The sequence below is a fragment of the Leifsonia sp. EB34 genome (assembly GCF_041260585.1).
GTDB lineage: Bacteria > Actinomycetota > Actinomycetes > Actinomycetales > Microbacteriaceae > Leifsonia.
The window spans coordinates 445,305-460,030 of the sequence record NZ_JBGCCV010000002.1; the positions used below are offsets into that span (position 1 = coordinate 445,305).

The 14,726-nt window shown below is 71.1% G+C and carries 15 protein-coding genes; 5 read left to right on the forward strand and 10 right to left on the reverse strand.

Annotated elements, in window-relative coordinates; translation table 11 throughout:
* Window positions 1-3: 3 nt before the first annotated feature.
* Genes ABIA36_RS11620 through ABIA36_RS11630 form a run of 3 tightly spaced genes read right to left on the reverse strand, consistent with a single transcriptional unit; the run spans window position 4 to window position 1,894 of the window.
* Window positions 4-726, reverse strand: coding sequence for a hypothetical protein (locus ABIA36_RS11620; RefSeq protein WP_369962530.1), 723 nt, complete (start codon window positions 724-726; stop codon window positions 4-6).
* Window positions 723-1,274, reverse strand: a complete 552-nt coding sequence (locus ABIA36_RS11625) for a DUF6114 domain-containing protein (protein WP_369962531.1) — start codon at window positions 1,272-1,274, stop codon at window positions 723-725. The genes ABIA36_RS11620 and ABIA36_RS11625 overlap by 4 nt, the downstream gene beginning before the upstream one ends.
* 23 nt (window positions 1,275-1,297) lie before the next feature.
* The gene (locus ABIA36_RS11630; protein ID WP_369962532.1) at window positions 1,298-1,894 is read right to left on the reverse strand and encodes a DUF6230 family protein; all 597 of its coding nucleotides are present in this window, start codon (window positions 1,892-1,894) and stop codon (window positions 1,298-1,300) included.
* A gap of 165 nt (window positions 1,895-2,059) precedes the next feature.
* On the opposite strand from ABIA36_RS11630, the gene ABIA36_RS11635 reads away from it, so the two are divergent.
* Window positions 2,060-2,650, forward strand: a complete 591-nt coding sequence (locus tag ABIA36_RS11635; RefSeq protein ID WP_369962534.1) for a TetR/AcrR family transcriptional regulator — start codon at window positions 2,060-2,062, stop codon at window positions 2,648-2,650.
* On the opposite strand, the gene ABIA36_RS11640 is transcribed toward ABIA36_RS11635, so the two are convergent.
* The 5 genes from ABIA36_RS11640 to ABIA36_RS11660 all read right to left on the reverse strand — a co-directional run bounded on the left by ABIA36_RS11640 (window position 2,647) and on the right by ABIA36_RS11660 (window position 7,652).
* Window positions 2,647-2,976 carry a hypothetical protein gene (locus ABIA36_RS11640; protein WP_369962536.1) on the reverse strand — a complete coding sequence of 110 codons (330 nt, stop codon included), beginning with the start codon at window positions 2,974-2,976 and terminating at the stop codon, window positions 2,647-2,649. The two genes, ABIA36_RS11635 and ABIA36_RS11640, sit on opposite strands and share 4 nt — an antisense overlap.
* 97 nt (window positions 2,977-3,073) lie before the next feature.
* Window positions 3,074-3,979, reverse strand: a complete 906-nt coding sequence (locus ABIA36_RS11645) for a DsbA family protein (RefSeq protein WP_369962537.1) — start codon at window positions 3,977-3,979, stop codon at window positions 3,074-3,076.
* Window positions 3,980-4,073: 94 nt separating this feature from the next.
* On the reverse strand, window positions 4,074-5,330 hold the full coding sequence (locus ABIA36_RS11650; RefSeq protein ID WP_369962539.1) for an alpha-hydroxy-acid oxidizing protein: 1,257 nt from the start codon (window positions 5,328-5,330) through the stop codon (window positions 4,074-4,076).
* 10 nt (window positions 5,331-5,340) lie between these two features.
* Window positions 5,341-6,078, reverse strand: coding sequence for a FadR/GntR family transcriptional regulator (locus ABIA36_RS11655; RefSeq protein ID WP_369962540.1), 738 nt, complete (start codon window positions 6,076-6,078; stop codon window positions 5,341-5,343).
* A 128-nt stretch (window positions 6,079-6,206) separates the two neighbouring features.
* Window positions 6,207-7,652, reverse strand: a complete 1,446-nt coding sequence (locus tag ABIA36_RS11660; RefSeq protein WP_369962541.1) for an MDR family MFS transporter — start codon at window positions 7,650-7,652, stop codon at window positions 6,207-6,209.
* Window positions 7,653-7,746: 94 nt separating this feature from the next.
* On the opposite strand from ABIA36_RS11660, the gene ABIA36_RS11665 reads away from it, so the two are divergent.
* The 4 genes from ABIA36_RS11665 to ABIA36_RS11680 all read left to right on the forward strand — a co-directional run bounded on the left by ABIA36_RS11665 (window position 7,747) and on the right by ABIA36_RS11680 (window position 13,862).
* Window positions 7,747-8,385 carry an ArsR/SmtB family transcription factor gene (locus tag ABIA36_RS11665; protein WP_369962543.1) on the forward strand — a complete coding sequence of 213 codons (639 nt, stop codon included), beginning with the start codon at window positions 7,747-7,749 and terminating at the stop codon, window positions 8,383-8,385.
* Window positions 8,382-9,677, forward strand: a complete 1,296-nt coding sequence (locus ABIA36_RS11670; protein WP_369962544.1) for an MFS transporter — start codon at window positions 8,382-8,384, stop codon at window positions 9,675-9,677. The genes ABIA36_RS11665 and ABIA36_RS11670 overlap by 4 nt, the downstream gene beginning before the upstream one ends.
* A 94-nt stretch (window positions 9,678-9,771) precedes the next feature.
* Window positions 9,772-13,497, forward strand: coding sequence for an AAA family ATPase (locus tag ABIA36_RS11675; RefSeq protein ID WP_369962545.1), 3,726 nt, complete (start codon window positions 9,772-9,774; stop codon window positions 13,495-13,497).
* 194 nt (window positions 13,498-13,691) lie between these two features.
* Entirely contained in the window at window positions 13,692-13,862 is a 171-nt protein-coding gene (locus ABIA36_RS11680) for a hypothetical protein (protein ID WP_369962546.1), read from the forward strand.
* 11 nt (window positions 13,863-13,873) lie between these two features.
* On the opposite strand, the gene mscL is transcribed toward ABIA36_RS11680, so the two are convergent.
* A complete protein-coding gene (mscL, locus tag ABIA36_RS11685) occupies window positions 13,874-14,314 on the reverse strand; it encodes a large conductance mechanosensitive channel protein MscL (protein WP_369962547.1) in 441 nt (146 codons plus the stop codon).
* 61 nt (window positions 14,315-14,375) lie between these two features.
* Window positions 14,376-14,717: an FmdB family zinc ribbon protein gene (locus tag ABIA36_RS11690; RefSeq protein WP_369962548.1), complete on the reverse strand. Its 342-nt coding sequence runs from the start codon at window positions 14,715-14,717 to the stop codon at window positions 14,376-14,378.
* Window positions 14,718-14,726: the final 9 nt, after the last annotated feature.

The following is a 14,726-nucleotide window of genomic DNA, read 5'->3' on the forward strand; positions in this document are numbered from 1 at the left end:
GGCCTACTCCGAAAGGTGCTGCTTGGTGTTCGTGTAGACGATCGAGTCGGCGGTGGCCCCGACGAGGCCGAGCGTCGCACGCAGGAGCTGCCCCGGCATGGCGTTGTTCGGCGGCGGCGTCGAGGCGCCGAGCGTGAGCGGCGTGCCGTCCGGGAGGGTCGCGGTCGCGGAGTCGAGGTAGACCTGCACGTTGCCGCTCAGCGTCATGGTGTCCGCGGTCGTCAGCAGGACCGGGCCGGTCTGCTTGCGGACGTTGAGGCTGAAGCCCTGGATGGTGATGGAGTCCGCCGAGATCTTGAGCACCGGCACATGGCTGCCGTCCGCGAGCGGGACGGTCACGACGGTGACGCCCTTGAGGCCGGTGAACGACAGCGAGTTGCTGCCGAGCTGCGCCGGAGGCTCGGTGAAGACCGGTGCGGCGCCGTCCGGCGAAGCAGGCGTCGGCGCGGGGGTCGGTGTCGGGCTCCCGGTCAACGGCGTGCCGGGCGTTCCGGGCGCGCCGGGGAGGCCGGGCAGCGGCGACACGGGGGAGGGGGCTCCGGAGGACGGCGACGGCGCGGGGGACGGCGAGTCGCACGAGGTGAAGATCGGAATGCAGAGCGAGGCCGGCGCAGCCGTCCGCGCCGAGTCGGCGGGCAGCGGGGCCGCGCCGATCCCGGCCAGCGCGCCGGCCAGCGCCAGACCGGCCGCCAGCAGGCTGCCGGCGGGGCCTCTGCGCGCCCTCACGCGGTCTCCTCCGTGCTCTCCTGGGTGGTCTCGTCGGCGTCGGCTGCGCTCGCCCGGCGACGACCGCCACGGCGACGGCGCTCGCCGCGCTGCTCCGGCGGCATCCACGCCACGGTGAGGACGCCGCCGACGGTGCTCAGCAGCATCCCGATGAAGAAGCCGCCGAGGTTGACGCCGACGAGCGAGTACACCGCGATGGCGAGCGCGATCACGCCGTAGAAGATCCGGTGCGCGGGCATCGCGATGGCGAGGATGCCGAGCAGCAGGAGCAGGACCGGGATGATCGTCGCCTGCAGCCCCTCGATGCCGAGCTGGATGTGGATGCGGCCGATGTCGAGCTGTCCGGAGAAGAACATCTCGATCCCGCCGAGTGCCGTCAGGACCCCGCCGACGAACGGGCGCTGGCGGCGCCAGGCGCGGAAGCGCTGCCGGACGGTGCGGTCGTCGGACTCGGCCGGCTCCACGTCATCGTCGTGCGGCGTCAACAGTGCCGACACCTCCGACGTGGCGGACTCGTCCTCGGGCATCCCCGTCTCCTGCTCGACCATCGCGTGCCTCGTCCCGTGGGGGCTCAGAAGCATCCCTTCGACCCGTCCGTGAGCTGCACGTGCATGCCCGTGAGCGTGAAGACCGAGGCCTGCGTGCTCCACGCGGTCTGCTGCAGGTGCGAGATGGTGACCGTGTCGGAGTCCTGGGCGAAGTCGCCGGCGGAGCCCTTGGCGGCCGTGTTGACCGTCGAGGCGTCGACGCCGATGCGGATGTTGTGGAACTCGGCGTCGCCGGCGAGGTCCGTCATCCCGATCTGCAGGTCGGACGCGCTGGCGGGGTTCCCGCCGCCGCCCGCGGTGATCAGGATGCCCGCCTTGCCGAGCGGGGTGTCGGTGACGACCGACTGGCACAGGTCGGCGAGCGTGGCCGACTTGATGTTGGCGATCGCGACCTGGTGCTGCTTGCCCGCGGTGTCGGCTGCGACGCCGGCGTACTGCGAGAAGCCGGTGCCGTCGAGCTTCGAGGCGCTGATCTGGAACTGGCTGCCGGAGACGGCGAACGAGACGGGGACGGCCCCCTGGGCGACGCCGGTCATCAGCACGGTGGAGACCAGCGCGACGGGCACGGCGGCGAGCACGATGCGTCCGGCGTGGGAGCCGGCGAGCTTGCGGAACTTCATCGATCCTCCTGTTCGGGGGCTTGACAGCGACTGTGCGGTCGTTCCCAGGACGAGAATAGACGCTATTGACCGGTTGTCAATAGTCGGCCGAATGGAGGACCGAAAGACCGTTCCGGTCCTCGTGGCGTATGTCTCGACCGGCTCCGCAGCGCCTAGGCTCGACGCATGGACACCGATCGGCGCACCCGGCTGACCCCGGACGAGCGGCGTGCGCAGCTCGTCGCCCTCGGGGTCGCGCACCTCGCCGACCACCCGCTCGACACCCTCACCATCGAGGAGCTCTCGGCGCGGGCGGGGGTGTCGCGTGCGCTCCTGTTCCACTACTTCGGGTCGAAGCAGGGCCTGCACCGGGAGGTCGTCCGCACCGCACGCGACAGCATGCTGCACGCCACGGAGCCCGTCCCGGCGCTGCCGCCGCGCGAGCGCCTGCACGACACCCTGACGCGCATCGTCGCGTTCGTGCGGGAGTACAGCGGCACGTTCTACTCGCTGGTCCGCGGTGTCGCCAGCGGCGACGAGGAGGTGCGCGTCGTGATCGAGGAGGCCAGGGCCGAGCAGGCCGAACGCGTCCTCGCCGTGTTCCTGGAGCTCGGCGCGACGGACACCCCGCTGCTGCGGATCGGACTGCGCTCCTGGATCGCGTTCGCGGAGGATGTGTTGGTCGCCAGCGCGATCGGCACCGAACTGCCCTCCGGCGACATCGTCGCCTTCCTGGAGCGCAGCGCGAACGGGGTGGTGGAGGCCGTTCCGGGCTAGATGCCCTCCTCGTCCACGTCCTCCTGGGTCAGCACACCGTCGTCGGGGTTTCTTTCGGGGTCGTGCTCGTCGTAGTAGGGCTCGGCCTCCCGCGGCTGTCCGCCGGTCGGTCCGAAGTGCTCGCCACCCGGGCCGGGCCACACCGTCTCGCCGGCGCTGCCGTCGTTGGTGACCAGCTCGTCGGCGAAGTCCGCCTCGGCGATCGGGTCGTCCAGCGCGTAGTCGACCTCGCCGTCGCGGGGGTCCACCCAGCCCGCGGTGTCACCGGCGTCGGAGTCGCCGATCTCCGGCTCGTCGGCGCCGTCCTCCGGAATGCGGTCGTCCATGATCGGCTCCTCTCCTGCGGCGGCCGTCGCACGGCGGCTGTCGTGCCTGTTCGCGCCGAACGTACACCCGCCGACGGGCGCCGCAGGAGGGGGAAGGTCAGGACTTCGGGAAGCTGTACGTGCCGCTCGAGCCGGCGTCCTTGACCGCCGCCTTGACGAACGCCGCGAACTGGGACGCGTCGGTGAAGCCGCCCTGGTAGCGCTCGCCGTTCACGAACACGGTCGGGGTGCCGAAGCTGCCGGTCGACGGGTTCTTGAGCTGCGAGTTCGCGACCGCCTCGTTCGTGCGGTCGGTGACGAACTTCGAGAACGTCTGCTGGTTCACGCACTTCGTGATGTCCGACGAGCTGACCCCGTTGCTCTTGAAGAGGGACAGCATCTTGGCGTTCGTCAGGCCCGAGCCGGTCTGTTCGTCCGGCTGGTTGGCGAACAGCACGCTGTTGAGGGCGAAGTACTTGTCGGGCTCGTAGTTCGCCACGCACGACATCGCTGCCGCGGCGCGCGTCGAGTACTGGTTGTTCGTGCTGGAGTCGAGGATCGCGATCGGATGGATCTCGAGCGTCGCAGAGCCGTCCGCCATCATCTGCTTCATCTGCGGGGAGTTCGTGGTCTCGAACTGGTCGCAATAGGGGCACTGGTAGTCGAGCCAGATCTGGATGTGCGCGGTCTTGCCGTCGAGGGTCTGAGTCGTCGGCGTGGGCTTGGCGCCCGGCGCGATAGCCGGCGTCGTGACCGCCTTGTCGGCCTGGGTCAGCAGGATGCCGCCGCTGAGCATGTTCTTCGGGTTCGCGACGCTGCTGGTCCCCCCGACGCTCGTGAAGATGACCACGCCGATGATCGCGAGCACCGCGATGATGCCGACGATCACCGAGCTCTGCACGACGACCTTGCGCCGCTTGGCCTTCTTCGCGGCCTCCTCGCGCATCCGGCGAGCGGTCTCGCGTGCCTCGGCTCGGCGATCGTTCTTCGTCGGGGTCGTCGCGCCTCTGCCCGTAGCAGCCATTCAGGTCATTCCATTCGAGAAAGTGGGACGGTATCCGAGAAGCAAGCGTATGGGCAAAAGCTTTGGATGCGCCGAGCACCCGCTGGAGTCCGGGTCAGACGCGCGCCGTCGCGCCGGGCGATGGGATCGGCAGCAGCCGCTGAAGCTGCGTCACGTGCGCGGGAGTGAGGTCCGCCAGCGTCGGCACCTCCAGCAGCTTCATGGTGCGCACGACCTGGTCGCCGAGGATCTGGATGGTGCGGTCGACGCCCGCGCGGCCGCCCGCCATCAGTCCGTACAGGTAGGCGCGGCCGATCAGCGTGAACTTCGCGCCGAGCGCGTAGGCGGCGACGATGTCGGCGCCGTTCATGATTCCGGTGTCGATGGCGACCTCGGTTCGGTCGCCGACGGCCGCCACCACCTTCGGCAGCAGGTGGAAGGGGATCGGCGCGCGGTCGAGCTGGCGGCCGCCGTGGTTGGAGAGCACGATCCCGTCCACGCCGAGGTCGACGAGCTTGACCGAGTCCTCCACATTCTGGACGCCCTTGACGACGATCTTGCCCGGCCACATGCTGCGGATGATGTCGAGGTCGGCGAAGCTGATGGACGGGTCCATCGCTGAGTCGAGCAGTTCGCCGACGGTGCCGCCGGTGGACGACAGCGACGCGAACTCCAGCTTCGGCGTGGTCAGGAAGTCGTACCACCACCACGGCCGCGGGATGGCGTTGACGATGGTGCCGAGGGTGAGCTGCGGCGGGATGGAGAACCCGTTGCGCTTGTCGCGCAGCCGCGCACCGGCGACCGGGGTGTCGACGGTGAAGAACAGGGTGTCGAAACCGTTGGCGGCGGCACGGCGGACGAGCTCGTAGGAGATCTCCCTGTTACGCATCACGTAGAGCTGGAACCAATTGCGCCCGGCCGGGTTGGCGGCCTTCACACCCTCGATGGAGGTCGTGCCGAGCGTCGAGAGGGTGAACGGGATGCCCGCGGCGCCCGCCGCCCCGGCTCCGGCGACCTCGCCCTCCGTCTGCATCAGGCGGGTGAAGCCGGTCGGCGCGATCCCGAACGGCATCGCCGACGGTCCGCCCCAGATCTCGCAGGAGGTGTCGACCGTGGCCACGTCGCGCAGGATCGACGGGTGGAACTCGATGTCCTGGAACGCCTGCCGCGCCCGGGCCAGCGACAACTCGCCCTCCGCGGCGCCCTCGGTGTAGTCGAAGGCGGCCTTCGGCGTGCGGCGCTTCGCGATCGCGCGGAGGTCCTCGATCGTGAGCGCGGCGCTCAGCCGGCGCTTCTTCGCGTCGAACTCCGGCTTCTTGAACGACATCAGCTCGAGCAGCTCGGCGGGCTTAGGGAGTTGGCGGGTGACCATGTTCGTGTGCCTAACGTGCGTCGGTGGACGGGGACAGGGTGCGCGAGGGCGTCGCGTCGTGGTAGTAGCCGCTGATGTGGTCGTGGATGCGGATGCGGGCGGCCGCCGGATCGCCGGCGTCGATGGCGTCGATCACGCCGCGGTGCTCGGCGCGGAGCCGCGCGGCCATCGCCTCCCAGTCGGGGATGCGCTCGGCGCCGGCGAGGACGTAGCCCTCGATCGAGCTGCGGAGGCCCGCCATGGTGGTGGCGACGACGGTGTTGCCCGCGGCCTCCGCGAGGGCGAGGTGGAACTGCGCGTCGAGCGCGAGGAACTCCGGCGCGGTGAGGGCGTCGTCGTCCATCGCGTCGAGGAGCTGGCGCGCGTCGGCGAGGTCGGGTGCGCTGCCGGGGGAGCGCTCGGCGAGCTCGCCCGCGACCGCCGACTCCAGCAGCAGTCGCGTGCTCACCACGTCGGCAACGGGGAAGCCGCTCGCGGCGACCTGGAGGCGCATGAGCGCCTGCATCCCGCCGAGCGGCCGCGCGACGATGATCGCCCCGGAGGTCGGCCCGGAGCCGGTCTGCGTGCGGATCAGCCCCATGGCCTCCAGCACGCGGACCGCCTCGCGCACGCTCGAGCGGGCGACTCCGAACTCCGCGGCCAGCGCGCGCTCGGGAGGCAGGTGGTCGCCGGGCCGGAGCCGGCCGTCGACGAGGCGCTCCTCGATGCGGGAGAGGACGCTCTCCCACGCCTTCGGCTCGGTCGTCATCGCGTCGGCCCCTCCTGTGGTCAGACCATATGGTCAGACCACACAGTACCACCGCACACAACAGGGGTCGCAACACGCCGTCACGTCACGGGGATGACGGCATGTTGCGACCCCTCTGGATGGCGCTCTCAGTCGGCGGCGGCCGGCGTCCGGCCGAGCTCCACGTCCTCGACGCGCGAGCGCGGCATCGCGATGCCCGCCACGATGGTCAGCGCGGCGACCACGGCCACGGCCGTGAACACCGCGGTCGACGCCCCCTGCACGGCCACGGGCGAGTGCGCCCCGCCCGCGCTCGAGAGGATGATCGCGTTCGCGATCGCGCCGAAGACCGCCACGCCCACCGCGCTGCCGATCGACCGCGCGAACATATTGGTGCCGGTGACCACGCCGCGCTCGCTCCAGGCGACGCTGGACTGCGCCGCGATCAGCGTCGGTGTCGCGACCAGGCCCATCCCGAGCCCCACGACGAAGCAGCTCACCGCCACGAACAGCACGCTCGGGTGCACGCTCGTCGCCGCCAGGATGATGGTCCCCACAATCGCGATGCTCGTGCCGAGCAGGGCGGTGCTGCGGAAACCGATCCGGAGGTAGAACCGTCCGGAGATGCTCGCCGCGATCGGCCAGCCGAGCGTCAGCGCCGCGACCGCGAGACCGGCCACCAACGGCGGCGCGCCGACCGTGGACTCCAGGTACGTCGGCACGTAGGAGGTGAGGCCGATCAGGATGGCACCGATGCCCAGCGAGATGAGCGTGGTCGTGAGCAGCAGCCGCCGGGACAGCACCCAGAGCGGCATCACGGGCTCGGCCGCGCGGCGCTCCGCGAGGGCGAACGCGACCAGCAGCAGGGCGCCGAGGGCGAAGGCGCCGATGCTCCACACCGAGTCCCACGCCCAGGCCTGGCCGCCCTCCAGTACGGCGAGGATGAGCAGCGACATCCCGGCGGTCAGCAGCACGGAGCCCGCGTAGTCGATGCGGTGCTTCTTCGGCTCGATGCTCTCGTGGAAGCTGCGGATCAGCATCCACGCCGCCAGGATGCAGAGCGGCACGTTGACGAAGAAGATCCACCGCCACGACAAGAACTGCGAGAACAGGCCGCCGAGGGTCGGGCCGACGACCGAGGAGATCGCCCACACGCTCGCGAGGTAGCCCTGCGTCTTGGCGCGCTCGGCCACCGTGTAGATGTCTCCGGCGATGGTCATCGACATCGGCTGGATGGCGCCGGCGCCGAGGCCCTGCAGCGCGCGGAAGGCGATGAGCGCCGGCATGCTCCACGCGAATCCGCAGAGCACCGAGCCGAGGAAGAACAGGCCGATGCCGGCCAGGACGATCGGCTTGCGCCCGAGCGTGTCGGACAGCTTGGCGTAGACCGGCACCGAGACCGCCTGCGCCAGCAGGTAGATGGAGAACAGCCACGGGAACGAAGCGAAGCCGCCCAGGTCGCGGACGATCGAGGGGACAGCGGTGGCGAGGATGGTCGCGTCGATGGCGACCAGTCCGGTCGTGAGCATGAGTGCGATCAGGATCGGTCCGCGCTCGGAACGGAAGCCGACGCTTGCCCGGGAGATTTCGTTCATCCCTGTGAACAACAGCCGGTCACCGCCATCATTCCCGCGCCACGCCGATCGACCCGACTTGACGTGAAAGAACCGAGCGCGCACAATCTGAAACATGTCTTTCACATCGGACGGACGAACCGGCGGAGGCCGGCGCGAGGATCGCCGCACGGTCACCGATCCGCGGGCGCTCCGGGCGCTCGCGCACCCGCTGCGGCTCGCGCTGCTCGACCACCTGATGTCGTTCGGCGCGAGCACGGCGAGCGAGTGCGCCGAGGCGGTCGGCTCCACGCCCTCCAACTGCAGCTATCACCTGCGCGCCCTCGCCAAGTTCGGGCTCGTGGAGCGCGTGGAGGCCGAGGACGGCCGCGAGCGCCCGTGGCAGTCGACCGCCACCGGCCTTACGCTCGGCCGCACCGAGGACCCGGCCATGCAGTTCGGCGTCGACACCGTCGAGCGGTTCTTCGCCGACCATCAGATCGACGAGGACGCCGCCCGCCTGCACCGCTCGATCGCGCAGCGCGACAGCGTGCCGCCCGAGTGGCGGGAGGCGAGCATCCTCTCCGGCTACGCGCTGCGGATCGCGCCCGACGAGCTCCGCGAGCTGGGGGAGCGGCTGGACGCGCTCATCCGCCCGTTCATCGCGCTCACCCGCTCGGACGCGCCCGACGACAGTGCGGTGGTCGTGCTGGGCCTCAACGCCTTCCGGCACCCGGACGAACCGCTCGCCTCACCCGGGAAGGACGAGTCATGACCCGCTCGCCGCTCCTCCGCCGCGACTACGGCCTGATCTGGTCGGCCGGCCTCGTTTCCGACACCGGCGACTGGCTGCTGATGATCGCCCTGCCGCTGTTCGCATTCTCGGCGACCGGCTCGGCGCTCGGCGCCTCCACCGTGTTCCTGGCCGAGCTGATCCCGATGCTGCTCGCCGGCACCTTCCTCGGCGTGCTGGTCGACCGCTGGGACCCGCGGCGCACCATGATCGTCATCGCGTTGATCCAGGGGCTCGCACTGCTGCCGCTGCTCGCCGCCGGGCCCGACCGGATGGGCATCGTCTACGCCGTCGCGGCGGTTCAGGCCTGCCTCGGGGCCGTGATGAACCCGGCGCGCCAGTCGATGGTGCCGCGCCTGCTGCAACCGAACGAGCTCGGCCGCGGCAACGCGCTGCTGGCGATCAGCGACAACCTGGCCCGGCTGGTCGGCTCGCCGCTCGGCGGTCTCGCGTTCGCCGTGTCCGGCCTCCCGGGCGTCGTGATCGTGGACGCGGTGTCGTTCGGCGTGACCGCCCTGCTCGTCGCCCTCACACGTCCGCTGGCGCCGCGGGTCCCGGAGCCGGGGGAGGAGTCCGCCCCCGCGGTCGAGCGGCGGCTGCTGCGGGAGTGGGTGGAGGGGATGGCCACCATCGTCCGCAGCCGCGAGCTGGCGACCGTCGCCGTGATCGCCGTGATCGGCAGCGTCGCCCAAGGTGTCTTCCTCGTCCTCTTCATCGTCTATGTGACAGGGAACCTGCACGCCGGTGACACCGAGGTCGGCATCCTGCGCGGCGTGCAGGCGATCGGCGGCGTGCTCGGAGGTCTGCTCACCGGGCTCCTCGTGCGCCGGGTCGCGCCCCGGTGGCTGATCGGCGTCGGCTACCTGGTGTTCGGCGCGCTCTCGCTGCTGACCTGGAACCTGGCGCCCGTCACCACCGCCGTCTGGGTCTACGCGGGCCTGTTCATCGCGATGGGGCTGCCGGCCGTCGCGACCGAGACCGGCGAGATCACGCTCGTGCAGACGGTGACGCCACGGGCCGCGCTCGGCCGGGTGATCGCGGCCGTGCGGACGATCTCCGGCGCCGCGCAGGGGGTCGGGCTGCTGGTGGCCGGCCTCATCGCGTCGTCGGTCGGGGCGGTGCACGTGCTCGACGCGCAGGCCTCCCTCTATCTCCTCTGCGGCGTGATCGGGCTGGTGTTCCTCGGCGGCGGCCGCGGTGGGCGGGAGGCCGTGCCCGAGGGCGCCGCCTCCCGTGCAACCTCTCAGGCAACCTCCTCCCGACCTGCGACTTGACGCGAAACCCGGCCGAATGCCAGACGTTTCGCGGATCGGCACGTAGGGTGTCCGTGTGTGGCGACTGGATAGGAAAAGCGAGGACGACGACGACATGACGTCCGACGTGCCCGAGGGCGATGCCCTGCGCCCGGCCGCCAACGCCACGTCGCCGCACTCGCTCAGCCTCGGCGAGGCCGGTCTCACGGCCGGCAACATCGCCGACCACGTGTGGGCGCGCTGGCGCGAGGAGATCGCTGCGATCGGCGGCGACTCGCCGTTGCTGCACTTCGAGGACAGCCCGCGGACGCGCATCGAGTTGAGCACCACGCATCCGGGCGGCCTCCCGCAGTTCATCACCGGGCAGTCCACGCTGCTCTCCAGCCTGATCCGCGACGAGCTCGCCCTGCGCACCGCGCGGGCGGCGGCCAACGCGATCACGGCGAAAGGGATCGAGCTGCGCTCGGTGCGCGGAATCGAATCCGTACATCTTGCGATCGGGCTCGCCCAGTGGCGGCACGGCACCGACGAGTTCATGGCGCCGATCCTGCTGCGCCCGATGGCCATCCGCCGCTACGGCCGGGACTTCGAGCTGAAGCTCAAGGGCCAGCCGTTCCTCAACCCCGAGCTGTCCCGTGCCCTGGCCGAGCAGTTCCAGATCACGCTCGACGCGAGCGCGTTCGTGGCCCTCGCCCTCGACAACGGAGCGTTCAAGCCGCAGCCGGTGATCGACCGCCTGCGCGGCCTCACCTCGCACCTGCCCTGGTTCAACGTCCAGCCGCGCCTGGTGGTGTCGTCGTTCGTGGACGTCGCGCCCGCGCTCCGCGCCGAGGCCGACGACCTGGACACCACGCTGCTGGACGCCCTGGCCGGCAACCCGACCGCGCGCAGCACGATCGAGAGCGCCTTCAGCCCGGCCCAGCCCGTCCGCCAGGACGAGCGACCGCCGGCCACCGACTCCCTCCTGCTCGACGCCGACGAGGCGCAGGAGAACGTCGTCGCGCAGATCGCCGCGGGCAACTCCCTCGTCGTGAAGACCCTGCCGGGCACCGGCGGCACCCAGACGGTCGTGAACGCGGTCGGCGCCCTGGTCGCCCAGCACAAGCGCGTCCTGGTCGTCGGACCTCGGCGCTCCAGCCTGGAGGACATCGCCCAGCGCTTCGCGAAGGTCGGCCTGCCCGGCGTCGCGGTCACGCCGCGGAGCCTCCGCCGCGACCTCATCCAGTCCATCGGCCGCAACGAGAAGGCCGAGCAGCCGCGCGTCACCGACGTGGACGACGCGCTCGTGCGCCTGCGCAAGGTGCTGTTGGACTACCGCGCGGCGCTCGCCCGCCGCGACCCGGTGCTGCACGTCTCGGTGCTCGACGCGCTGCGCGAGCTGTCCCGGCTCGCCCTGCTGCCCACGCCGCCGGCCACGACCGCGCGCCTCAGCCGGGCCTCCATCGAAGCGCTCGCCACCGGACGCGACGCCGCGGCAGACGCGCTGATCCGCGCCGCCCGGCTCGGGGAGTTCCGCTACGGCCCCAACGACTCGCCCTGGTACGGCGCCTCCTTCGGCACCACCGAGGAGGGCAAGGCCGCCCACGACCTCGCCAAGAAGCTCAGCCGCGCCGAGCTGCCCCGCCTGCTCGACCGCGCCAAGGCGCTGATCGGGCAGACCCGGATGCGGCCGTTCGAGTCGATCTCCGAGCTCGGCGTCTACCTGCGCCTGCTGCTCGATATCCGGGAGACCCTCGACCGCTTCACGCCGAACGTGTTCGACCGGTCGATCGCCGAGCTGATCGCCGCCACCTCCTCCCGCCGCGAGGCGCCCGCGATGTCCGGCGCGAACCGCCGCCGGCTGCGCAAGCTCGCCCTGGAGTACGTGCGCCCCGGCGTGCACGTCACCGACCTGAACGAGGCCCTGCGGCGCATCCAGCAGCAGCGCATCCTCTGGAACCGCTTCGCCGTCGCCGGCGTCGTGCCCGAGGTGCCGGTCGGCATCGCGGACGTGCAGGTCGCCTACCAGCGCGTCGCGGAGGACCTGGCGCGCCTCGACATCCCGTTGCGCCGCACCGGCACCCCGCAGTCCCTCTCGGTGCTGCCGATCGAGGAGCTCACCCGCCAGGTCGCCGGCCTCGCGGCCGAGTCCGAGGTGCTCGCCAACCTGCAGGAGCGCACCGCGCTGCTCGGCCAGCTCCGCGACCGCGGGCTGGACCCGCTGCTGTCCGACCTGTCGGTCCGGCACGTGCCGGAGTCGCAGGTCAGCGCCGAACTCGAACTCGCCTGGTGGCAGTCGGTGCTGGAGGCGCTGCTCTCCGCCGACCGCGCCCTGCTCAGCGGCAACACGAGCGTGCTCGACCGGCTGGAGGCCGACTTCCGCCTGGTGGACGAGGCCCACGCCTCCGCCACCGGCAAGCAGCTCGCGTGGATGCTCGCCGAGACCTGGAAGATCGGCATCGTCGACTGGCCCGAGGAGGCCAAGGCGCTCAAGAAGCTGCTGACCACGAGCGCGCCCACCGCGGCGACGCTCAACGCGGCCGCACCGCACCTCGCCCGCCCGCTCGCCCCGGTCTGGCTGGTCTCGCCGTACGAGGTCCCCGCCATCGACAAGGAGGTCGCGTTCGACACCGTCGTGCTCATCGACGCCGGCGCCTCCACCCTCGCCGAGAACATCCCCGCGCTCCGCCGGGCCCGCCAGGTGGTCGCCTTCGGCGACCCCGTGACTCAGACGCCCTCGCGCTTCGATGTGGGCGTGCACGAGTACGGCACGACGGTGGAGGCCGCCGACGTGGACTCCCTGCACGCAGACTCCGCCCTCGCCCGGCTCTCCGAGCTGCTGCCCGTCTACACGCTGGCGCGCAGCTACCGGGCCGGCGGCGAAGACCTGGCCGAACTGGTCAACCGCCGGTTCTACGGCGGCAACATCGACTCCCTGCCGTGGGCCGGCACCTACCTCGGGCACGGCAGCCTCGCCCTCCACTACGTCACCGGCGGTCAGGGCATGCCCGACACCGACACCGGAGCCGTGGAGAGCACCGACGCCGAGGTGGCGAAGGTGGTCGAGCTCGTGCTTCGGCACGCGACCGAGCGGCCGCGCGAGTCCCTCATGGTCATCACCGCGAGCGAACGCCACGCGGTCCGCGTCAACCAGGCCGTGCTGTCCGCGTTCGCCAAGCGGACCGAGCTGGCCGACTTCATCCTCGGCGACCGGCCGGAGCCGTTCTCGGTCGTCACGCTGGAACAGTCGGTCGCCCAGAGCCGTGACCGGGTGATCTTCTCGATCGGCTACGGCCGCACCCCGCACGGCCGCCTGCTGTCCAACTTCGGCGCCCTCGCCGAGCCGGGCGGCGACCGCCTGCTCGCGGTGGGGATGACCCGCGCCCGCCGCGGCATGGACATCGTCTCCTGCTTCCGCCCCGACGACATCGACGAGTCCCGTATGCGCCACGGCATCGCCGCGCTCGCCCAGGTGCTGGGGGAGGCCGACCAGCTCCAGGCCGCCGCGCCCGAGTACCTGAGCCCGGACGCCGACCCGATGGTCGTGGACCTCGCCAAGCGCCTGGCGCGCCGTGGCCTGGACGTGCAGATCGGCTACCGCGGCAAGCTCACGCTGGTGGCGTCGAACGAGGGCCGCGCCGTCGTGGTCGAGACGGACGACGACGTGAACCGCGGCAGCCTCCGCGAGTCGCTCCGGCTGCGCCCGGACGTGCTGCGCCGCCTCGGCTGGCACTACCTCCGCGTGCACAGCTTCGAGCTCTTCGCCGACCCGGAGGCCGTCTCCTCCCGCATCGCCCGCCTCATCGGTGCCGACGACGAGGCGAGCACGGAGACGGCGCCGATCGTGCTGCCGTCGCTCTGACCGTCGCCCAGCGCCGCCCCGATTCGCGCCGAATGTCGCGTTTGGCGCCCTCATTCGCGCCATTTGCGCTGAATGTGCGTTTCATAACTTCGAGACATTTGTGATGAATGTCGGGAATGACGGCGCGATACGCGACATTCGTCACGAATGTGGCGTTGGGGAATGCCCGGGGTAGGCGCGGTTACGCTGGAGGGGTGAGCGACAAGCCCGACCCCGAACGCCCCGCGCGCCGCTCCCGCCGCGTGCAGCGCGCCGGCGCGCCCGGCGCCGACCCTGAGCCGCGCGTCCCGGAGCGGGACCGCGAGGAGGGCTCGTGGTCGCCGAACGACGAGCAGCTCCGGCGGGACGTGCCGCCGCACTACTGACCGGGCGCGCCTTAGGGCAGCGGGTCGGCGTGCCGGCCCGTGTTCGCCGACGGCGGCGCCTGCTGCGCCTTCAGGAGGTCGCGGATCTCGGTGAGCAGGTCGAGGTCGGTGACCGGGGCGTCCGGCTGCACGACGCCCTTCTTGCGCAGGCGGTCCGCCCGTTCCTTGATCTTGTTGATCGGGAAGACGAAGACGAAGTAGACCACCACGGCGACGATCAGGAAGTTGATGAGCGCGCCGAGGATCGCGCCGAACTTGATGCTCGACCCGTTGATGGTCACCACCATCGCGTGGCTGAGGTCGCTCTGCTTGAAGAACGCGCTGATCACGGGGTTGATCAGGTTCGTCACGATCGCAGTGACGACCGCGGTGAACGCGGCGCCGATGACGACCGCGACCGCCAGGTCGAGCACGTTCCCACGGAGGATGAACTCTCGGAAGCCTTTGAGCAAGACCGGTCCTTTCGCCAGGTGGATGGAACTGGTGGTGCTGTGCGCCCGGGTGGGCGCGGGATCAGGCAGCGGAGCCCGAGGCGGCCGACGAGCCGGAGCCCGACGAACCGGAGGAAGAGCCCGACGAACCCGACGAACCCGACGACGAGGACGACGACCCCGAGGCTGACGAGGACGACGCGCCCGACGAGGACGACGTCGACGACCCTCCCGCCGTCTTCGTCCCACCGCGCGAGTCCGTCCGGTAGAACCCGGACCCGTTGAACGTCACTCCGACCGTGCCGAACACCTTGCGCAGCGTTCCGCCGCAATTCGGGCAGACCGTGAGCGCGTCGTCGGTGAACGCCTGGTGGATGTCGAAGGCGTGGCCGCAGTCGCGGCACGAGTAGGAGTAGGTGGGCATGAGCTTCCG